The organism is Bradyrhizobium sp. AZCC 2176, from assembly GCF_036924645.1.
GTDB lineage: Bacteria > Pseudomonadota > Alphaproteobacteria > Rhizobiales > Xanthobacteraceae > Bradyrhizobium.
In genome coordinates, this window is sequence record NZ_JAZHRX010000001.1 from 316,552 (window position 1) to 336,286 (window position 19,735).

Genomic DNA, 19,735 nt, shown 5'->3' on the forward strand with positions numbered 1-19,735 from the left:
ACGCAAACGCTACTGCAGCAGATCAGGCCGCATGGCTGGCGAGACGACCCAGTTCGCGCGCAACCAATTCGCGGTAAGGGCCCCTTCCCTGCACGAGAATATCCGGCGGTCCGTCCTCGATGATCCGCCCCCCCTGCAGCACCACCACGCGGTCGAAATGGCGCAAAGTGGCGAGACGATGGGCGATGGCAATCACAGTGCGTCCGCGCATCAGCCGCGACAGCGCCTCGCGGATCGCCTCTTCGGACTCGCTGTCCAGCGAGGCGGTCGCTTCGTCCAGCAGCAGGATCGGCGCGTCCTTCAGGAAGGCGCGCGCGATGGCGATCCGCTGCCGCTGTCCGCCGGAGACCTTGATACCACGATCGCCGACCATGGTCGCCATGCCTTCGGGGAGATTTTCGATAAAGTCGCAACGCGCCGCGATTGCCGCGCGCAACACCTCGTCGTCGGTCGCGTTCGGCCGTCCGTAGCGGATGTTTTCCATGATCGAGCGGTGGAACAGCGAGATGTCCTGCGGCACCACCGAGATCGCCTCGCGCAGGCTTTGCTGCGTCACCCGCGAGATGTCCTGGCCGTCGATCGTGATGCTGCCGCGCTGGATGTCGTAGAACCGCTGCAACAGCGCGAACAGGCTGGATTTTCCGCCGCCGGAATGGCCGACCAGCCCGACCCGTTGCCCGGGCTGAATGCGCAAGGAGAATTTCTCGAACACCTGAACGCCGCCGGGATAGTGGAAGCCGACGTTGTTGAAGGCGACGGCGGCACCGCTGCGGACCAGCGCCTCGGCCTCCGGATGATCCTTCAATTCGTGCGGCAGCAACAGGGTGGCGATCGCTTCGGTCAGGCGGGCGACGTGCTGCGTCACGTCGACGAGCGCCACCGCGAGGTCGCGCGTCGCGCTCAGGATCGAAAGCCCGAGCGTACAGACCAGCACCACGTCGCCGGTGGTTGCGGCGCCCTGCTGCCAGAGCGTGATGACCCATGCCAAGAGCGCGATCGTCAGTGCGATGGTCACGACAGCGTGAAGGAGGCGCAGCTTCTCGAGATAACGCAGGCTGCGTCCACGGGCGTCGAGTTCCCGCTCGACGGTGGCGTCGAAGCGGTCGTGTTCGTAGCTGAGGCCGCAGAAGGCGCGGACCAGCGGCAGGTTGCTGATGACGTCGACCATCTCGCCGTCCACCGCAGCCGCCTTGTCGGCGAAGTCGTCATGCAGCGGCTTGCCGGCCGCAGCGAGGTGGAACATCGCCATCAGCATGATACCTGCAATGACGATCAATCCGGCGGACATAGCCAGGCTGACGGTTCCGATCAGCAGTATCGCCGAAACGGTTGCAATACACGGCGGCAACACGTTCCAGACAAACATGTTTTCAACGGTGAACACCGCGTTGGACGTCGCCGTGATGCGGCTGGTCAGCATGCCCGGCAGCCGATCGGAGAAATAGCTGGGGGCGTGACCGGTCAGATGGCGGAACATGTCGCGGCGAAGATCGCCGGTGACGCCGACGAAGGTAAAGCTCGCCGTCCAACTCGCGACCCGCCATAGCAGATTATCTGCCGCAATCAGCGACATGAGAAAACCGAATGCCAGCCATACGCTGCTTGCGTGCGACGAACCGGCCGTCAGGCTGTCGACCAGATTCTTCACGCCATATTGCGTGCCCACCGAGCAGGCAACCGCTGCAACGACGGCGGACACGATGACCACATGGGCCGCGCGACGCCGGCGCAAATAGCGCAGGACGAATGGAAACGGCCGTCGCACATACCCTGAAAGATTGTCCATGAGCTCCGCAAACCTGTTGAGAGTGAACGAGAATCCCTAGCGCGTATCGCACACGAGGACGTGAAGAATGCCGCTTCGGGTTTGCCCCCGCATGGCCATCACCGCGCAACAATTTTGCAGCATCGAGACGGCTGTAAATTTGTTTGTGTCAGATGGCATCAGCAAGACAGCCGTGTGGAAGAAGCAAGATGTGCTGATCAAGGGAACTTCGCAGATACGGGAACGTTCCCGCTATTGGCACGCCGGTGTCGACCGTGGGCTGAGGGCTTCGTTCAACCACCATTCGAAACAGGAGACGCAAATATGCGCATCGCGCAGGTCGCCCCGCTGACGGAGGCTGTCCCCCCCAAATTGTACGGCGGCACCGAGCGGGTGGTGCACTGGCTGACCGAGGAACTTGTGGCATTGGGGCACGATGTCACGCTGTTCGCCAGCGGCGATTCCCGCACGTCGGCGAAACTCGATGCGGCGTGGCCGAAAGCGTTGCGGCTCGACGGTTCGGTCCGGGATCCCAACGCGCTGCATATGGTGATGCTCGAGCGCGTGCGGCAGAAATGCGACGATGAAGAGTTCGATTTTCTGCACTTTCATCTCGACTATTATCCATTCTCGCTGTTCTACCGGCAGCCGACGCCGTTCCTGACGACGCTGCACGGCAGGCTCGACCTGCCGGAGCATCAGCCGGTGTTCACCACCTTCACCAAGATTCCGGTGATTTCGATCTCCAATGCGCAGCGCCGCCCGGTACCGCAGGCCAACTGGGTGCGCACCATTCACCATGGGCTGCCGGAGGACTTGCTGACGCCGCAGCCAGTGCAGCCATCCTATCTCGCCGTGCTCGGGCGGATCGCGCCCGAGAAGGGCGTGGATCGCGCCATCCGGATCGCGACACGATGCGGGATTCCGCTCAAGATCGCGGCCAAGGTCGACCGCGCCGACCAGGAGTATTACGATGAGTTGATCGCCCCGCTCATCAAGGCCAACCCGCTGGTCGACTACATCGGCGAGATCAGCGACCGCGAGAAATCCGATTTCCTCAGCGGCGCGATCGGCCTGCTGGTTCCGATCGACTGGCCGGAACCGTTCGGGCTCGTGATGATCGAAGCCATGGCCTGCGGCACGCCCGTGCTCGCCTATAACCGCGGGTCGGTCCCGGAGATCATCGACCCCGGTCTCACCGGCTTCGTCGTCGAAGATGAGACCAGCGCGGTTGCCGTGCTCGATCGTCTTGCCGGGCTGGACCGGGCCGCCATTCGCAAGCAGTTCGAGATGCGCTTCACCGCCCGCCGCATGGCGCTCGACTATCTCGCCGCCTATCGCGGCCTGATGGAAGAAGCCGAGCCGCGGATCAAGCTGGTGAGCAGCGCGGAGTAGCGGTCCGCGACATTCGATGGAATTCGGGTGGGCAATGTGACAGCGTGCCCACCCTTTCCAGGCAATATGGCGATGCATGGTGTGCATCGCGGAGCCTGTCATCGGGCGCGTTCGCGCGACCCGGCGGCTTTACCTGCCCTGCGCGTTCATCAGTTCACCACCGTCCGTTTCGGCTCGACGATTTCGAACATCCGCGGAAACTCGTCCATCAGCGACATCAGTTCGCCGAGCCGCATCAGATTGCCGCTGACCGTGATCCTCCCGGAGCCGACTGCTTCCGGAAATGTCGTCACCTTCGCGATCACTTCGTCGAGCACGCCGCGCGGAAGCGTGAAGCTGGCGTCGGCATCGGCGGCTTGCGTGCCCGCGATATAGGTCAGCGCGCAGTTTTCCAGGTTGAGGGCAAACGTCTCACCAGTGTCGGTGAAATTCCAGTTCAGCACGATACGCTTGCCTTCGGCCTTGGGGCCGTTGAGGCGCACGCCGAGCACGTCCCACAATTGTTCAGTGCGCAGCGCCGCCAGCGTTTCGCGCGGCATCGCCGATCGCGCCGGCACCTTGGGCATGCCCTGTCGCAATTCCTGCGCGCCGAACAGATAGGCGTTGCGCCAGGTCGAGCTCTCCGAGGCATAGCCGAGCTGCTCGAACGTATCGGCCAGCATCGCGCGTGCGGCCTGGTTGTCCGGCTCGGCAAACACCAGATGGCCGACCGCCTGCGCGACGAAGCGGAATTCGCCCTTGGCAAAATCCTTCTGGGCGCGCGCGAGAATCGCATCCGCGCCACCCATGTACTCGACATATTTCTTTCCGGACTCGACCGGCGGCAGCGGATCGAGATTGACCGGATTGGCATCGTACCAGCCGAGATACTTTTGGTAGATCGCCTTCACATTATGCCTGATGTGCCCATAGTAGCCGCGCCCATGCCAGGCCCCCTCGAGGCCCGCCGGCAAGCGGATGGTTTCCGCTATTTCGGCCGCGGTGAGCCCGTGGTTCATCAGGCGGATGGTCTGGTCATGCGCGAATTTGTAGAGGTCGCGCTGTTGCCGGATCATGGTGTCGATCCGTTCCTGCCCCCACACCGGCCAGTGATGCTGGCCACACATCGCATCCGCCTTGCCGCCCCACATCTGCAAGGCTTCGCCGAGATATTTTGACCAGGCCAGCGCATCGCGCACATCAGCGCCGCGGAACGGCAGCAGATTGTGGAAATTATGCGTGCAGTTCTCGGCGAGGTTCAAAAGCTTGTAGCGCGGGATAAAGAAATGCATTTCCGCCGGCGCTTCGCTGTTCGGCGCCATCTGGAATTCGAATTCGACGCCGTCGATGGTTCGCCTGTCACCGGTCGCGATGATGAGGTCGGTCGGGCGCAGCAGCGCGACCGCACCCGCCGCCATCGTCTTGCCGAGCCCGCAATCGACATGCCCGCGCACGCCCTTCGCCAGCAACGGCCCGAACTGGTACATCGCGCGGCGCAGCATCGCCGGCCCCGCGATGATGTTTTCGGAGACCGCGTGCTCCATGAACAGATTGGGCGCCATAATTGGCACCTTGCCGCCGGCAAGCGTTGCGTCGTCGAGCACGCCGCGCGCACCGCCCCAATGGTCAGTATGGGTATGCGTGAAGATGACGGCGCTGACCTGCCGCTTGCCGCGGTGCTGGAAGTAGAGCTCCATCGCGGCCCGCGCGCCCTCGATCGAGGTCAGCGTATCCACCACGATCACGCCGCTGTCGCCCTCGATCAGCGTCATGTTGGCGATGTCGAGCCCGCGCACCTGGTAGACACCGGGCACGACCTCGAACAGGCCGTGATGCATGTTGAGCCGCGATTGCCGCCATAGGCTCGGATCGACGGTCGGTGGGGCTTCCTCCGCCGACAGGAAGCCGTAGGGCTCAAGACTCCAGACCACTCTTCCCTGTGGCGATGTGATCCTGGCGTTCTCCACGGTGCCGAGGAAGCCGCGCGCTGCGTCGTCAAAATCTCGTACGTCCGAGAACGGCAGAGCCTTCAACGTCGCTGCATGCTGCGCGATGACAGGCGCAGAAGCGTCCTTCGGCGATTCCTTGGACATCTCCATCGTGGCCGGTTGGCTCATTGTTGTGTACTCCCTTGCGCAAACAAAAAAGCGGAACGCCGTCAGCGAAACTGCAGCCCCTCGAATCAGGTGCCGCCGAAGTCGCCGCCCTTCTCGATGATCCTGACATCTCTGATGCCGGCTTCGGACAGGCGCGCGGCGGTGGCGAGCCCGGCAAAGCCGCCGCCAACGAAGGCGAAGGTGACGTGGTCGGTTTTCGGATCGCGCGGCGTGACCGGCGTATAGGGATCGTCGAGATAATGCGCGAGTTGCCCCGCAACACGGAGATACTGGTCGTTGCCATCACGGCGGAGCCGCTTGTTGCGCTCCTCCAGATATTTCTGGCGCAGCCGCTCCCTGTCGATCGCAGTGCTCTGCGAGGCCCGGGGTTGATCAGTGATCGTCATCCCAAGATGCCTTTCAAAAAATTACCAGACGTTTCTGCCCTACCATCGCTCAGGACGGATGTGCGGACAGATAGGGCGAGTTGGCAATCGACCAGGACGGCATCGGCTCCATGCGGAAGATCTGCCGCAGATGGACTTCATCGGGACCGTCGCCGATGCGCAGCAGGCGGCCCCAGGCCAGCGCCTGATGGATCGGCGCATCGTCGGAGCCGCCCATGGCGCCGAACACCTGCATGGCGCGATCGGCGATCCGCTGCAGCATCGCGGGCATCGCTACTTTGATCAGCGACACGTCGCGCCACGCGTCCTGATGGCCGGCGTGATCGAGCCGCCACGCGCAGCGATAGGCGAGTAGCCGCGCTTGTTCGAGCTCGACGCGGGATTCGGCGATCCAGCGCTGCACCGTGTCATACTGGATCACGGTGCGCCCGAAGGCAGAGCGTTCGGACGAGCGCACCATCATCAGTTCGATCAACAGCTCGCAGAGTCCGATCGAGCGCATGCAATGATGGATGCGGGCCGGACCGAGCCTGAGCTGCGCGACCCTGAAACCTTCGCCCTCGGCGCCGAGCAGGTTCGCGCGAGGTACGCGCACATTGTCGAACGTGAGTTCGCCGATCGGGGCGACGTGATCCTCACATCCCATCCAGCGCAGCCGCCGCACCAGGCGGACGCCCGGCGTATCCATCGGCACGATGATGCAGGAATGGCGGCTGGTGCGGTCGGCACCGGAATCGGTCACGCCCATCACGATCAGGAAACTGCATCGTGGGTGCGCCGCGCCGGTGATGAACCATTTCCGTCCGTTGATGACGTAGTCGGCGCCGTCGCGGACCATGCGCGTGGCGATGTTCGTCGCATCGGATGAGGCCACATCAGGTTCGGTCATACCGAATGCCGAGCGGGTGCGGGCTTCCAGCAGCGGCTGCAGCCAGCGCGCCTTCTGTTCAGAAGTGGCGCAATTCTGCAGCGCGATCATGTTGGGCACGTCGGGCGCCTGGCAGTTGAAGACCTCGGGCGCCCAGGACAGCCGGCCCATGATTTCGGCCAGCGGCGCATATTCGAGGTTGGAAAGACGCGCGCCGGGCTCGTCGTCGGCCAGTTCGGGAAGGCCGAGATTCCACAGCCCGGCCGCGCGCGCCTTGCGCTGCAAGTCCCCCATGAAAGGCGCAGCCTCGCCTCTGGCCGCGTGATCGACCCAGGCGCGATGGCGCGGCAACACTTCGGCGTCGAAGAACGTCTGAAGTTTGTCGCGCCAAGCTTCCGATCGCCCGGAAAGATCGAAATCCATACCGCCCTCCCCCGACTTTTCTGGAACCTAAGCGTATATCGACACGATTTGCAAATTCATTTCGATATATTGACAAAAATGGGGACCATGGCCAAATTCCGGTCATGGCAGCGATCTCAAGCATCGATCCCCTAAAGCCGCGGGCGGCGGAGGACCAGGCCGATCCCGCCTTCGCGACCACGCTGGCGCATGGGCTCGACGTGCTGGCTGCCTTTCGCAATCGCAGCGGCTCGCTCTCGAACGCCGAACTCGCGCTGCATACCGGCCTGTCGCGGCCGACGGTGTCGCGGCTGACCTACACGCTGGCGCAACTCGGCTACCTCAAGCGCGATGCCAAAGGACGCTTCCAGCTCGGGCTCGGTATTCTGGCCGCCGCCTACCCCGTACTGTCGGCGCTGAAGGTGCGGCAACTGGCGCGGCCCCTGATGCGCGATTACGCCGCGTACACCGGCGGCACGGTTTCCATCGCGATGCCGTTCGGGCTCGACTTCATCTATGTCGAAACGGTGCGCACGACCGACGCCGTGACGCATTTGCCGGATGTCGGCTTTGCCAGCTCGCTGGCGCCGACCGCCGTCGGCCGCGCACTGCTATCGCTCTTCACCAGGGACGAGCTCGACGCCTATGTGGCGAACGTGAAGGCCGAGCGTCCGGAAGAAGCTGACTACGTGCAGGCACGGACGCTTCCGGACGTCGAGCTTTGCAAGGAGCGCGGCTTTGCGATCTCGCTCGGCGAATGGCGGCGCGAAATTTTTGGCGTCGCCGCACCGCTGTACCGCACGCCGTCGGGCGACTGCCTTTCCGTCAATTGCGGCATTCCCTCGTTTCGTTTCAACGCCGAACAGATCGAGCGTGAGTGCGGGCCGCGCATGCTGGGCCTGGCGCGCAGCATCCGCTCGCTGGTGGCCAACGACTGAATTCCCCCGACAGAGGGGCAAAGGCGCACCGTTCGACCGGTGCATGACATATGGGGAGGGAAGAATGAGCCCGGTCAAAACCGCGCTGGGCTTCGCCGTGGGATTTGCTTTGGGCGCAGCCATGCTGCTCGCCAATGCAGCGCAGGCGCAGGGCAATTACCCGAACCGTCCGATCCGCATCATCGTGCCCTATCCCGCCGGCGGCATTGTCGACATCGTCGCCCGCGCCGTGACCGAACAGGTGGGGCGCGACTGGAAACAGACCGTCGTCGTCGAGGCAAGGCCGGGCGGCAACAGCAATATCGGCACGGCCTCAGTGGCGCGCAGCGAACCCGACGGCTACACTTGGCTGGTCACCGGCCCGGCGGCGCTCGTCAACCCGACGCTCTACAAGGACGCCGGCTGGGACGCGCTGAAGGACCTCAGATGCGTCGGCCTCGCGGTCTGGAATCAAAGCGTGGCGCTGGTCCACCCATCGATGCCGGCCAGCACCGTCAAGGAATTCGTCGAGATCGCGCGCAGGAAGCCGGGCGAACTCAATTTCGGCAATCCCGGCACAGGCTCCTCCATCGATTTGAGCGCGCAAAAACTGTTTCAGGCGGCAAACATCAAGCTCACCAATGTCGGGTACAAGGGCCAACCGCAAGCTTTGATTGACCTGATGACGAACCTGATGCATTTCGAGATCGTCTCTCTCGAACTGGCATTGCCGCACATCAAGGCAGGAAGCGTAAAGCCGCTGGCTGTGATGACCGACAAGCGTGTCGCCGATCTGCCTGACGTGCCGACGATTGCTGAAGCCGGATTTCCGGAAGCCACTTACATGCCCTGGTATGGCATCTATGTTCAGGCGGGAACGCCCGACGGCATCGTTGGCAAGATCAACGAGGGCATCAGCAAAGCGCTGCAAAATCCGCAAGTGCAGCGCCAGCTCTCCGTCGCCAATATCCCGGGCAAGCCGATGCCGCTCACGGACCTCGCGGCGCTGATGAAGACGGATCACGAGAAGCTGACGAAAGTTATAGCGACCTCGGGCATGGCGCTGCAGTGATGCGGCGCTAGTTCAGCGCCCAGAGATAGGACAGCGTCGCCGCGAGCCCGAGGCCTGTCCTGACCGCGTGCAGGCCTCCCCACTTCACGATCAGGGCGCGCGATTGCGGGCCGGCATCGTCCTCGGCAATCGCCTTCAAGGCGTGATTGGTCGGCATGATACCAAACAGCGTATAGGGCCAGTTGGCGACAATGAGCACCGCGCCGACGATCCAGCGCCAATCCCCGGTCGCCCAGGCCGCGATCAGGCCGAGCACGCCCGAAATGACCGCGCAACTCGCCTGCATCGCAAGGCCGCGGTCGTAGCTTGGCTTCCATTGCTTCAAGAGGGCTCGATCATCAAGGCCGAGACGCGCCGGCTGCTCTGCGAAGTTGATGTAGAACGCGGCCCCGGCGAACGCGGCGGCGACGATCGTCGCAAGCTGTCCTGCAAACATGACTCACTCCAGTATCGCTTCGACAAGGCTTCGGCGGAAGTCGCTTCGCTCGCAATAACGGCTGTGTCTCCCTACTTCTTCACCTTGCTGGCATCCATCTTGATCGACGTATCCAGCATCTTGACCGAGAACGCCGTGTTCACGTCAAACGGCTTTTCCATGCCGAGATAGGTCTGCACCAGCTCGTAGTCCTTTTTCATGCGCTCGGCGTCAATCCAACCCAGCGCCTTGGTCGTCGTGAATTCGTCAGTCATCAGGAATTTGATCCGTTCCCACTGGCGCTGCTGGTTTTCCTTGTCGAGACCGGAAGCCTGGTCGAGCAGCGCCTTGAGGCACGGCGCGACGTCGGCGACGCAGGCCGCGTAGGCCTTCTGGCTGACCTTGACGAATTCCTCGACCAGCTTCGGGTTCTTCGCGAGGTACGCGCCGTTGACGATCAGCGAATTGCCGTAAGGATTGAGCCCGATATCCTTCCAGTTGACGTAGCCGAGATCGGCGCCGAATTCGATCACCTTGAGATCGTGCTCATTGTAGAAATCGCTGATGATATCGACGGTGTGGCTCTTCAGCGCTGCGATCTTGGCGGTCGGGCCGACATTGACGAAGCTCACGGAGTCAGGCGCGATGCCGGCAGCCTTGGCAAAGGCCGGCCACATCACCCGTGACGCATCGCCCGGCGGATTGCCGATCTTGTGGCTCGGGAAATCCTTCGGGCCGTTCACGCCGTAGCTCTTCAGCCAGTAGAAGGTCTGTCCGGTATTGGCGTAGATGCTCATCAGCGCCACCACATCGGCGCCCTTGCTCTTGGCCACCAGCATGGTCGCGAGGTCCGCGATGCCGAACGGCGAGCCGCCGGAGCCGACCTTCAGCGAGGAGACGCCCGAGCCCTTGCCGACCTCGATCGTCAGGTCGATGCCGGCCTTCTCGTACCAGCCTTGCGACTTGGCGTAATAGAACGGCGAATGATCCGCCGTCGGCGTCCAGTTCAGGATCAAATTGACGGCCTCGCCGGCCCCGCAGGGCACAGCCGGCATGGCAAGCGCAAGTGCCAAACCCGCAATTCGCAAAGCCTTCATTGTACCCTCCTCGTTCTGCAACCCGATCTTGTCGCCGCGTTCCCGTGACGCTACCAATGCAACAAGGGACCGGACGACTTGTCAACTATTTGGTTGGAAATGCCCAAAAAGCGCATCGACGATACCAAGCCGCAGCGACGCGATCCGGCTGCTACGCGCAAAAAATTGCTAACTGCGGCGCGGCGGGAGTTCGCCAGCAGCGGCCTTGCCGGGGCGCGGGTCGACGAGATCGCCGCGCGCGCAGGCGTCAACAAGCAACTCGTCTATCATTACTTCGGCGACAAGGACGCGCTGTATCTGGCGGTCCTCGAATGGGTTTACGAGGAGATCCGCGCCCAGGAGCGCAAGCTCAATCTCGAGGGGCTACCGCCTGAACAGGCGATAAAGAAGTTGATCGAAAGTTCCTTCGATCATCTCGCCGCGCACCCCGACTTCATCGTGCTGCTGAACGACGAAAACCGCGGCGGCGCCCGGCACGTCCGCGGCTCGCGCAAACTCGAGGCGATGCATTCGCCACTGGTCAGCCTGGTCTCGACCATTCTCGGCGAGGGCGTCAGGGCAGGCATATTCCGCAAAGGTATCAACCCGGTACATCTCTATATCTCGATTGCCGGGCTCAGCTATTTCTACTTTTCGAACACGCCGACCCTGTCGGCGATCTTCGGAAAGGACCTGTCGAGCCGGGCCGCCAGGCAGGCCCGCCGCAGGCATGTGGTCGATCTGGTGATGCATTCGCTGCGACCCTAATCAACCAGATGGTTGATTACCGGAAGAGGCCGCGATAGGATTGCCGCCACGCGGCCGGGAACCGGACGCGAGACCCAAGGGAGCGTGCGGTGTTCAGCGGTGACGGCGGATCGGCACGGTCTTTCGCGATCATCCTGGTCGTGCATCTGGCCGTGATCGTGCTCTGGCAGGTATTGGTCGACACCTTCCAGGTGCCGAAATTCATCCTGCCCTCGCCGCTTGCCACCGTCGCGACGCTCGGGTCGCCCAGCTACGCCTGGCTTTCCAATCTCGCGGTGACGGCGATCGAAATTCTCGGTGGGTTCTGCCTCGGCGCGCTGGTCGGCATCATGCTGGCCGTGATGTTCACCTGGTCGCCGCTGGTCAGCCTGCTGCTGCTGCCGCTGTTCGTGACGCTGAACATGATTCCGAAGGTGGCGCTGGGACCACTGTTCATCGTCTGGTTCTCCTACGGCATCTTTCCGAATATCCTGATCGCGTTTTCCATCTGTTTCTTTCCGATTTTGCTGACGACTGCGCGCGGGTTGAGCGAGGTCGAGCCTGATTTGCTTGATCTCGTGAAGTCGCTGCGCGGCTCGCGCTGGACGCTATTCCGGAAAATCCAGTTGCCGGGCGCGCTGCCTTACGTGTTTTCGGGGATGAAGGTCGGCGCGATCCTGGCGGTGGCCGGCGCGATCGTCGGCGAGTTCATCGCCTCCGAGCGGGGGCTGGGTTATCTCATGATCCAGGTGCAGTCCTCGCTCGATACCCCGGCGATGGTGATGGCCGTGGTGCTTCTGACGCTGCTGGGCGTAGCGCTGTATGGGCTCGTGCTCGGCTTAGAGCGGATGTTCGTCGTCCGCGATATCCGCTTGCAGTAACAAGACCAAGGAAGAAACATGCTGCTGACCCGCGACACCCTGCCGGCGACGATTGCCGATATTGCAGCCCTCGACGACTTGCTGTGCCGTCCGAGCCAGGCGCTGATCGACGATCTCCGCAAGGTCGACGGCGACATCATGATTTTGGGTGTTGCCGGCAAGATGGGGCCAACCCTGGCCGGCCTTGCGAAAGCCGCCGTGCCGGATCGCCGGGTCATCGGCGTCGCGCGCTTCAGCGATGCCGGCGTACGAGGCTGGCTGCAGGCCCGCGGTGTCGAGACCATCAGTTGCGATCTGCTCGACGAAGCCGCCATCAAGGCGCTGCCGAAGGTTCCCAATGTCGTGTTCATGGCCGGACGCAAGTTCGGCGCCGAGGGCGATCTTTCGCTGACCTGGGCGATGAATTCGCACGTCCCTGCGCTGGTCGCGCAGGCCTTTGCCGCTTCGCGCATCGTCGCGTTCTCGACCGGCTGCGTTTATCCGTTCGTGCCTGTCAGCGGCAAAGGCTCGGCTGAGGGCATGGCTCCCAACCCGCCCGGCGAGTACGCGCAATCCTGCGTCGGGCGCGAGCGCATGTTCGAGTATTTCTCGAAAAAGTATTCGACGCCCGGGCGCCTGTTCCGGCTCAACTACGCGATCGACATGCGCTACGGCGTGCTGCACGACATCGCCAGCAAAGTCTTGCTGGGCAAGCCGATCGACGTCAGCCTCGGCCATGTCAATTTCATCTGGCAGGGCGACGCATCGTCGCAGGCGCTGCGCTGTTTGGCGCATTGCGACATGCCGACTTCGCCGATCAATGTCAGCGGCCATGAAATCCTGGCGGTGCGCGACCTCGCCGCGAAATTCGGCCAGCGTTTTGGCCGCGCGCCCGTCATCACCGGCAAGGAGGAGCCGACGGCGTGGCTGACCGACACGTCGCAAGCCGTGAGATTGTTCGGCCTGCCGATCGTCGATACCGAGCAGCTCATCAGTTGGACCGCTGACTGGGTATCGCGATCGATGCCGAGCCTCGGCAAGCCCACCAAATACGAGGTGCGCGATGGCCGCTATTGAGCCGATCAACATCGTCGAGCTCGGCGTTGGCGACGCGCTGGCCGGGCTTGTCTTGTCGACCGAAGCGGGCTGGAACCAGAATGAGGCCGACTGGCGATTTTTCCTGAGCAAGGGAATCGTGCTCGGCGTGCGGGACGGCGCACGGCTGGTCGCAACTGCTGCGCTACTGCCCTACTCGGCGGGCAATGCCTGGATCAGCATGGTGCTGGTGACCGCGGAGTTTCGCCGCCGCGGCATTGCGAGCAGGCTCGTCGATGCCTGTCTCGACGTGGCGAGGCGACGCGGCCTGACGAGCTGGCTGGACGCGACCCCGGCCGGTGCCGCCGTCTACGGTCCTCTCGGCTTCATGCCGACGCTGCAGTTGCGGAGGCTGCGACTGCAGAAGCGGCAAGGCATGACGGCCACACGCCCATTATTGGCCGGCAACCTCGACGGCTTGGCCGTACGCGATGGCAGCGCCATGGGATTCGACCGCAGCACATTGCTGTCGGAATTTTCCGCGCGTCCGGGCTCTCGTATCGTGTCTGACGATGGAGCCATGGCCCTCGTCCGCAATGGACGCGCCGCGCGCCAGATCGGTCCGCTGCTGGCCGATCGCGCCGATCAGGCGCTCGCGCTGGTGGATGCCATCGTCCGCTCCGAGACCGGGCCCTGGCTGATCGACGCCGTCCATTCTCAGGAAGAGTTTCTGAACGGGCTTGTTCAGTCGGGCTGGAACATCGAGCGGCCGTTTCAGCGCATGCGCTTCGGCCGCCCCACCGCGCCGCCTGCGCAACTGCCGTTCGCGGTCGCCGGGCCAGAATTTGGATAGGAAGCGCGCTCATGCATCATAGCGAAATCAAAGCCGAAGTTCGCAAGCTGATCGCCGACGGCACGGTGCTTCCGGCGCATCCGCTCGCGCTTAATGCCAACCGCGCGCTCGACCTGCGGCACCAGCGCGCGTTGACGCGCTATTATCTCGATGCCGGCGCCGGAGGATTGGCCGTCGGTGTCCACACCACGCAGTTTGCGATCCGCGATGTCGGCCTGTATCGGCCAGTGCTGGAACTGGCGGCGGAGACCGCGGCCTCGTGGACCACGCGGCCGGTCGCGATGGTCGCCGGGCTCGCCGGCCCGATCCAGCAAGCCATGGCAGAGGCGCAGACTGCACGCGGCATCGGCTATCACGCCGGCCTGCTCAGCCTTGCCGCGATGAAGTCGGCATCCGAGGACGAGATCATCGCCCATTGCGAGGCGGTGGCGCGCGAAATCCCGCTGGTCGGCTTCTACCTGCAGCCGGCGGTCGGCGGCGTCATCCTCAGCGCTGATTTCTGGCGCCGCTTTGCCGCCATCGACAACGTCATTGCCATCAAGATCGCGCCGTTCAACCGCTATCGGACGCTCGACGTCCTGCGCGGGGTGGCCGCCGCCGGCGCGCTCGACCGCGTCGCGCTCTATACCGGCAATGACGATCACATCCTGCTGGATCTCACCCTCCCCTTCGACCTCCGCGACAAGGGCGTTACCACCCGCGCCTACTTCAAGGGCGGCCTGCTCGGACACTGGTCAGTATGGACCGCGAGCGCCATCAAGCATTTCGAGATGTGCAAGGCGGCACGTGGCAAGGACACCGTGCCGGCGGACCTGCTGGCGCTCGATGCCCGCGTCACCGATTGCAACGGCGCGTTCTTCGATGTCGCCAACAATTTCCACGGCTGCATCACCGGTTGTCATGAAATCCTGCGGCGGCAAGGGCTAATGCAGGGGCTGTGGTGCCTCGACCCTGACGAGGGGCTCAGCCCCGGCCAGATGGCGGAGATCGATCGCGTCTGCCGCGAGCATGCCGATCTGTCCGACGACGCTTTCGTGAAGGCGAACCTGCAGAAATGGCTGGCATGAGCGCCAACGAGCCTTTCATCAGCCTGAAGAACGTCCGCAAGGTCTATCGGTCCAAGGGCGCGGAATTCCTCGCCGTCTCCGACGTCACCATGGACGTGCAGGAAGGCGAACTGGTTTCGCTGGTCGGCCCCTCCGGCTGCGGTAAGACTACGGTGCTGAAAATCCTGGCCGGCCTTCATGACGCCGACGGCGGAACGATCACAATCGGCAGTTCGAAAACACCGTTCGACCCCGGCCGCGACATCGGCATGGTGTTCCAGCAGGCGCTATTGCTGAAATGGCGAACCATTTTGGACAACGTGCTGCTGCCGGCTGAAATCGTCGGCCTGCCGATGAAAGCCGCGCGGAGCCGCGCCCGCGAACTGCTCAACCTCGTTGGCCTGGCCGGCTACGAAGACAAATATCCGCAGCAATTGTCCGGCGGCATGCAGCAGCGCACGGCGATTGCGCGCGCCTTCATCCATGATCCAAAACTGATCCTGATGGACGAGCCGTTCGGCGCGCTCGACGCGCTGACCCGCGAACAGATGAACCTTGAAATGCTGCGGATCTGGCGCGAGAGCGGCAAGACCATCCTGTTCGTGACCCACAGCATCCAGGAAGCGGTGTTCCTCGCCTCGCACTGCGCCGTGCTCACCGCAAGCCCGGCGCGGATGGCCGAATATTTCCCGATTGAATTGCCGTTTCCGCGCGCCTTGCCGATCAAGACCACCGACGAATTCGGCGCCTATGCGCGGCGGATTTATGCGCGGCTGGGATTGAGCCCAAGCGCTTAGGTCGACGGGTTCCGCTAATTCCGCATTTTGCGGACTACTCAAACGCCACAGGTCCGGTATCGCGATAGGCCCAGCAACTCTCGCGCGGCAGCGAAACCTGGGTCTCGACACCCACCTGATGCCGGGCCGCGGTGCCGAGTTCAACCACCTCCAGCCGCCGGCCGAACAGTTCGATGCCGTAGGCCGTCTGCGTGCCCTGATAGCGGCGGTCGAGGACGCGAGCAGGAAAAATGTTGGCGCCGTTATGTTGGCCGATGGAGATATTTTCAGGTCGCAGCGCGATTCGCACCTTCTCTTCCGGACCAACCGCATGCAGCAAGGCCACCTCGCCCCGCCGCCCGTCGCCGAAATCGACCGTGCCGAACGCGCCGTTGCGCGACACCAGCGTGCCCGCAAGTTCGTTGGTCGCGCCGGTGAAGTTGGCAACGAACAAATCCGCCGGACGGTTATAGATTGCGTCAGGCGTATCCATCTGCAGCAACTTGCCGTCCCGCATCACGCCGATGCGGTCGCCCAGCACGACCGCTTCAGCCTGGTCGTGGGTAACATACAGCGCGGTCATCCCGGTCTGCTTGAGGATGACCCGAAGATCGTCGCGCAACCGCAGGCGCAGCTTGGCATCGAGGTTCGACAGGGGCTCGTCGAGCAGCAGCAATTGCGGCCGGTAGACGATGCTGCGCGCCAGCGCCACGCGCTGCATCTGGCCGCCGGACAACGCCACCACCGGCCGCTCGGCATATTCCGACAACCCGACCAGTTCGAGCGCCTCGTCAACCTTGCGGCGGGCATCGCTGCGCGAAAGCTTGCGGTGCTTGAGCGGATAGACCACGTTCTGCCGCACCGTCATGTGCGGCCAGACCGCATAGGACTGAAAAACCATGCCGAGGTCGCGCAACCGCGGCGGCACCAGAATGCCGCGCTCGGGCGACGAGACCACCCTGCCGGCGATGCTGATCTCACCCGAGGACGGGTGCTCCAGTCCGGCAACGCAGCGCAGCGTCGTGGTCTTGCCGCAGCCGGAGGGGCCAAGCAGGACCACGATCTCGCCGGCCGGCACGCCAAAACTGACGCCGTCGATCGCCGGCCGGCCGATCGAAAACTGCTTGCGCAGGTCGGTGACTTCGAGGGTCGCCGTCATCGGTTCGATCGTTTCCCTGATCTGACGATCATTGCCCATAGCCGTAGGTCTTGTTCCACTCTGCCACCCAGGGTGCGTGCAACTTCACATACTCGTCGAACTTGGGAAACCACACCTTGACCAATTTGGGATCAAAGCCTTCCGGATAGGCCGGCGGCACCTTCAGTGATGTAAGGTTGCCGAGTTCCTTGATCATGAACGTCTGCCCTTCCTTCGACAGGCACCAGTTCAGAAACAGTTTTGCAGCATTCGGGTGCGCCGCGGTCTTGGGAATGCCCGTCGCATAGGGATTGACCGGCGCACCTTCCGGCGGAAAGAATATCTGGATCGGCGCGCCGTCCTTCTGCTTCGGATAGATCGCGTTGTACAGCAAAGGCCCCATCGCGATTTCGCCGCGTACCAGCGAATCCGACATTGGCGCACCCGATGGATACAGCACCGGATGGGTCGCAGCCTGCTTGGCCCAGTAATCCTCGCCAAGCACCTGGCGCTCGAACATCACCCGGGTCCATGTAGTGCCGCCCGACGGAGCGATCACCTGCCCGGTCAATTTGTTGTATTCGGGCTTGGTGAGGTCCATCCAGGTCCTTGGGCGGATTCTTCACCAGCTCGGTGTTGTAGGCGATCGACCATACCAGTGTGGCGCGCGGCCAGAGCTGGGGTGCGATCTGCGCATCGGGATTGTAGTCGGCGGCATTCGGCGGCGCGTAGTCCTGGAACATGTCGGCCATCGGCTGCATCAGCGCGCGGTCGGAATGATCGACCACGTCGGCGATCAATTTTCCGGCCGCGGCTTCCGTCTTCACACGGGTGATGAGTTGGCCGCCCGGCGCGCGCACCATCTCGACCTTGATCTCGGGGAAACGCTTGTTGAAGGCCTTGATGACCTGCTGCTCGACCTCGGCGAAATTCGCGGTGTAGAAGACTAGCTTGCCCTCGGCCTTTGCGGCGGCAATCAATTCGGGCGAGCCGAACTCCTGCGCCTGCGCCGCGGCGCTCCATGTCAGCGCAAGACCGGCGATGCCGGCGATTGCAATTTTGGTGAAGATCCTTCCAGTCATAGCCAATCCTCCCCTTCGTCTTATTATCCGGTTCGGGCGATACTGCCTTGCGCCGCACCGCGCGACAGCCAGTTGGCGCCGCCGATGAGAACGCCGAGCAGAACGGTCTGGACCAGGCTGAAGGCTGCGGTCTTTCCAAGATTTCCGCCTTCGTAGTAGTCGAGCAACAGCACCGACATCACCATGGTATCGCTGGTGTAGAGAAACAGCGACGAGCCGAGTTCGCGGATCGCAAGCACGAACAACAGCGTCATCGAAGCGATCACGCCCGGCCGCGCCAAAGGCAGCACGATGGTCCGGATGGTGCCAAGCATGCCCTTACCGCACACCCAGGCCGCCTCCTCGAGCTCGCGATGAATCTGTAGGAACGAGGTCGACAGCGACTTGACCGTATCCGGCATGAAGCGCGCGATGAACGCCAGCGCCAGGATCCAGATCGTGCCGTAGAGCCCGCCGGGAATGCCGATCCATGCCCAGAGATAGGCGACGCCGACGACGAGGCCGGGGATCGCGACTGGTAAGGTCGAGATCACGTCGATCCAACGCCGGCCCGTCACCGGGGTGCGGTGAATGGTGTAGCCGATCGCAAACGCCAGCACGCCGCCGACCACGGCGGTGATCAGCCCGACCTCGACCGCGTTGTAGATCGAGCGCAGGGTCAGCGGATTGTCGAAGATGCTTTGGAAATGCATCAGCGAATACTGCCTGGCATCGAACAGGCTACTGACGTCGCGGATGAACATGAACTTGCGGAACGCGGCAACGATCAGCGCGAGCAACGGCAGCACCACCACGACCAGCAGATAGACAATGCCGAGACCGAAGGTGAACCAGCGCCAGCGCCCGAGATCGAGGCTGCGTGGACGGAATGCCTTGCCGGCGACGGTGGTGTAGCTGCGGCCGCTCAGAACCTTGTGCTGCAGGAACACAAGCAGCCCTGTGACGACCATCAGGATGATCGCCACCGCTGCGGCGGTGTTGTAGAGCGGCGGTGACCAGTTGGTGAGCTTGAAGATATAGGTGGTCAGCACGGCGAGGTTGGTCGGCGCGCCCAGCACCGCAGGGATGCCGTAGATGCCGAGCATGACGATGAACGACAGCAGCATGCCCGAGACGATCGCCGGCATGATCAGCGGAAACGTCACCGTGAACAGCGTCGCGAACGCGCTGGCGCCGGAAATCTCGGCGGCCTCCTCCAGGCTCGGATCCATGTTGCGCAGCGCCGACGAAGTGAACATGTAGACGTAGGGCGCGTAGTAGATGCCGAACACGAACACCAATCCCCACATCGAGTAGAAATCGACGCGCCAGTCCAGCCCCACCCATTTGAACATGGTGTTGATCAGGCCCGTCTTCGGCGAACCCAGAATGGCCCATGCAACGCCGGCGACCAATGGCGGCGCAAACAACGGCAGGATGCTGGCTGCCGCGATGAAACCCTTGAACGGCGTGTTGGTGCGGACGACGATCCAGGAAAACAGCAATCCGACCGCGACCGCAATCAATGTGCCGCCGCCGCAGGCGATCAGCGTATTGGCCAACGCCTCGACGACATTCGGGTTCGCCAGCACGGTGAGGAAGTTCGTGACCGAGAGATGACTGAGGCTGATGCCGTCGACCACCGGATTGGTATCGGTGAGCGCGCCGAGCAGCAGCATCAGGATCGGGTAGATGACGAGAAAGCCGAGGATCGCCAGCAGGAGCGAAACCCACAAGCCCGGCCATACGCGCCCACGCCTGGCCTCACCCGCGCTACGCATGACTTCGCTGTACCGGCTCGCCAGTCCGTTCAAAGCGCTTCCTCTC

General features: G+C 63.1%; 18 protein-coding genes and 1 pseudogene. 9 read left to right on the forward strand and 10 right to left on the reverse strand.

All coding sequences use genetic code 11. The features are described 5' to 3' along the window. Positions 1–22: 22 nt before the first annotated feature. On the reverse strand, positions 23–1,786 hold the full coding sequence (locus tag V1288_RS01385; RefSeq protein ID WP_334355372.1) for an ABC transporter ATP-binding protein: 1,764 nt from the start codon (positions 1,784–1,786) through the stop codon (positions 23–25). Positions 1,787–2,089: 303 nt separating this feature from the next. Here V1288_RS01385 and V1288_RS01390 point away from each other — a divergent pair, with 303 nt between their 5' ends. After that, positions 2,090–3,160 (forward strand): glycosyltransferase family 4 protein, encoded by a 1,071-nt coding sequence (locus tag V1288_RS01390; RefSeq protein WP_334355373.1) that lies wholly within the window; start codon positions 2,090–2,092, stop codon positions 3,158–3,160. Between the two features lie 149 nt (positions 3,161–3,309). On the opposite strand, the gene V1288_RS01395 is transcribed toward V1288_RS01390, so the two are convergent. From V1288_RS01395 to V1288_RS01405, 3 genes are all read right to left on the reverse strand, one after another. Beyond that, entirely contained in the window at positions 3,310–5,256 is a 1,947-nt protein-coding gene (locus V1288_RS01395; protein WP_334355374.1) for an alkyl/aryl-sulfatase, read from the reverse strand. Positions 5,257–5,321: 65 nt separating this feature from the next. Beyond that, positions 5,322–5,642 carry an NAD(P)-binding protein gene (locus V1288_RS01400; protein WP_334355375.1) on the reverse strand — a complete coding sequence of 107 codons (321 nt, stop codon included), beginning with the start codon at positions 5,640–5,642 and terminating at the stop codon, positions 5,322–5,324. Positions 5,643–5,691: 49 nt separating this feature from the next. Next, on the reverse strand, positions 5,692–6,933 hold the full coding sequence (locus tag V1288_RS01405) for an acyl-CoA dehydrogenase family protein (protein WP_334355376.1): 1,242 nt from the start codon (positions 6,931–6,933) through the stop codon (positions 5,692–5,694). Between the two features lie 104 nt (positions 6,934–7,037). Between V1288_RS01405 and V1288_RS01410 the strand changes: the two genes are divergently transcribed. Next, on the forward strand, positions 7,038–7,850 hold the full coding sequence (locus tag V1288_RS01410) for an IclR family transcriptional regulator (RefSeq protein ID WP_334355377.1): 813 nt from the start codon (positions 7,038–7,040) through the stop codon (positions 7,848–7,850). Positions 7,851–7,914: 64 nt separating this feature from the next. Continuing rightward, the gene (locus V1288_RS01415) at positions 7,915–8,901 is read left to right on the forward strand and encodes a Bug family tripartite tricarboxylate transporter substrate binding protein (protein ID WP_334355378.1); all 987 of its coding nucleotides are present in this window, start codon (positions 7,915–7,917) and stop codon (positions 8,899–8,901) included. A gap of 7 nt (positions 8,902–8,908) precedes the next feature. On the opposite strand, the gene V1288_RS01420 is transcribed toward V1288_RS01415, so the two are convergent. Together V1288_RS01420 and V1288_RS01425 are read right to left on the reverse strand one after the other, a co-directional pair. Continuing rightward, on the reverse strand, positions 8,909–9,337 hold the full coding sequence (locus tag V1288_RS01420; RefSeq protein ID WP_334355379.1) for a DUF1772 domain-containing protein: 429 nt from the start codon (positions 9,335–9,337) through the stop codon (positions 8,909–8,911). Between the two features lie 71 nt (positions 9,338–9,408). Next, on the reverse strand, positions 9,409–10,413 hold the full coding sequence (locus V1288_RS01425; RefSeq protein WP_334355380.1) for an ABC transporter substrate-binding protein: 1,005 nt from the start codon (positions 10,411–10,413) through the stop codon (positions 9,409–9,411). Positions 10,414–10,512: 99 nt separating this feature from the next. On the opposite strand from V1288_RS01425, the gene V1288_RS01430 reads away from it, so the two are divergent. The 6 genes from V1288_RS01430 to V1288_RS01455 all read left to right on the forward strand — a co-directional run bounded on the left by V1288_RS01430 (position 10,513) and on the right by V1288_RS01455 (position 15,730). Next, entirely contained in the window at positions 10,513–11,160 is a 648-nt protein-coding gene (locus V1288_RS01430) for a TetR/AcrR family transcriptional regulator (protein ID WP_334355381.1), read from the forward strand. 89 nt (positions 11,161–11,249) lie between these two features. Further along, positions 11,250–12,020, forward strand: coding sequence for an ABC transporter permease (locus V1288_RS01435; protein WP_334355382.1), 771 nt, complete (start codon positions 11,250–11,252; stop codon positions 12,018–12,020). A gap of 18 nt (positions 12,021–12,038) precedes the next feature. Then, positions 12,039–13,076 carry an NAD-dependent epimerase/dehydratase family protein gene (locus tag V1288_RS01440; RefSeq protein WP_334355383.1) on the forward strand — a complete coding sequence of 346 codons (1,038 nt, stop codon included), beginning with the start codon at positions 12,039–12,041 and terminating at the stop codon, positions 13,074–13,076. Then, entirely contained in the window at positions 13,063–13,887 is an 825-nt protein-coding gene (locus V1288_RS01445) for a GNAT family N-acetyltransferase (protein ID WP_334355384.1), read from the forward strand. The genes V1288_RS01440 and V1288_RS01445 overlap by 14 nt, the downstream gene beginning before the upstream one ends. Before the next feature lie 11 nt (positions 13,888–13,898). Further along, positions 13,899–14,954, forward strand: coding sequence for a dihydrodipicolinate synthase family protein (locus V1288_RS01450; RefSeq protein ID WP_334355385.1), 1,056 nt, complete (start codon positions 13,899–13,901; stop codon positions 14,952–14,954). Further along, positions 14,942–15,730 carry an ABC transporter ATP-binding protein gene (locus V1288_RS01455; protein ID WP_334355386.1) on the forward strand — a complete coding sequence of 263 codons (789 nt, stop codon included), beginning with the start codon at positions 14,942–14,944 and terminating at the stop codon, positions 15,728–15,730. Before V1288_RS01450 ends, V1288_RS01455 begins: the two co-directional genes overlap by 13 nt. 34 nt (positions 15,731–15,764) lie before the next feature. On the opposite strand, the gene V1288_RS01460 is transcribed toward V1288_RS01455, so the two are convergent. From V1288_RS01460 to V1288_RS01475, 4 genes and pseudogenes are all read right to left on the reverse strand, one after another. Further along, positions 15,765–16,868 (reverse strand): ABC transporter ATP-binding protein, encoded by a 1,104-nt coding sequence (locus tag V1288_RS01460; protein WP_334355387.1) that lies wholly within the window; start codon positions 16,866–16,868, stop codon positions 15,765–15,767. A 28-nt stretch (positions 16,869–16,896) separates the two neighbouring features. Next, a complete protein-coding gene (locus tag V1288_RS01465; RefSeq protein WP_334355388.1) occupies positions 16,897–17,448 on the reverse strand; it encodes an ABC transporter substrate-binding protein in 552 nt (183 codons plus the stop codon). A gap of 73 nt (positions 17,449–17,521) precedes the next feature. Beyond that, a pseudogene (locus V1288_RS01470) lies at positions 17,522–17,929 on the reverse strand (extracellular solute-binding protein); the annotation flags it as partial. A 23-nt stretch (positions 17,930–17,952) separates the two neighbouring features. After that, positions 17,953–19,722 carry an ABC transporter permease gene (locus V1288_RS01475; protein WP_334355389.1) on the reverse strand — a complete coding sequence of 590 codons (1,770 nt, stop codon included), beginning with the start codon at positions 19,720–19,722 and terminating at the stop codon, positions 17,953–17,955. Positions 19,723–19,735 lie beyond the last annotated feature (13 nt).

Bases quoted from the DNA above. Each gene is read 5' to 3' on its own strand.
- V1288_RS01385 (WP_334355372.1), bottom strand. From the start codon at position 1,786: ATGGACAATCTTTCAGGGTATGTGCGACGGCCGTTTCCATTCGTCCTG.
- V1288_RS01390 (WP_334355373.1), top strand. From the start codon at position 2,090: ATGCGCATCGCGCAGGTCGCCCCGCTGACGGAGGCTGTCCCCCCCAAA.
- V1288_RS01395 (WP_334355374.1), bottom strand. From the start codon at position 5,256: ATGAGCCAACCGGCCACGATGGAGATGTCCAAGGAATCGCCGAAGGAC.
- V1288_RS01400 (WP_334355375.1), bottom strand. From the start codon at position 5,642: ATGACGATCACTGATCAACCCCGGGCCTCGCAGAGCACTGCGATCGAC.
- V1288_RS01405 (WP_334355376.1), bottom strand. From the start codon at position 6,933: ATGGATTTCGATCTTTCCGGGCGATCGGAAGCTTGGCGCGACAAACTT.
- V1288_RS01410 (WP_334355377.1), top strand. From the start codon at position 7,038: ATGGCAGCGATCTCAAGCATCGATCCCCTAAAGCCGCGGGCGGCGGAG.
- V1288_RS01415 (WP_334355378.1), top strand. From the start codon at position 7,915: ATGAGCCCGGTCAAAACCGCGCTGGGCTTCGCCGTGGGATTTGCTTTG.
- V1288_RS01420 (WP_334355379.1), bottom strand. From the start codon at position 9,337: ATGTTTGCAGGACAGCTTGCGACGATCGTCGCCGCCGCGTTCGCCGGG.
- V1288_RS01425 (WP_334355380.1), bottom strand. From the start codon at position 10,413: ATGAAGGCTTTGCGAATTGCGGGTTTGGCACTTGCGCTTGCCATGCCG.
- V1288_RS01430 (WP_334355381.1), top strand. From the start codon at position 10,513: ATGCCCAAAAAGCGCATCGACGATACCAAGCCGCAGCGACGCGATCCG.
- V1288_RS01440 (WP_334355383.1), top strand. From the start codon at position 12,039: ATGCTGCTGACCCGCGACACCCTGCCGGCGACGATTGCCGATATTGCA.
- V1288_RS01445 (WP_334355384.1), top strand. From the start codon at position 13,063: ATGGCCGCTATTGAGCCGATCAACATCGTCGAGCTCGGCGTTGGCGAC.
- V1288_RS01450 (WP_334355385.1), top strand. From the start codon at position 13,899: ATGCATCATAGCGAAATCAAAGCCGAAGTTCGCAAGCTGATCGCCGAC.
- V1288_RS01455 (WP_334355386.1), top strand. From the start codon at position 14,942: ATGGCTGGCATGAGCGCCAACGAGCCTTTCATCAGCCTGAAGAACGTC.
- V1288_RS01460 (WP_334355387.1), bottom strand. From the start codon at position 16,868: ATGACGGCGACCCTCGAAGTCACCGACCTGCGCAAGCAGTTTTCGATC.
- V1288_RS01465 (WP_334355388.1), bottom strand. From the start codon at position 17,448: ATGGACCTCACCAAGCCCGAATACAACAAATTGACCGGGCAGGTGATC.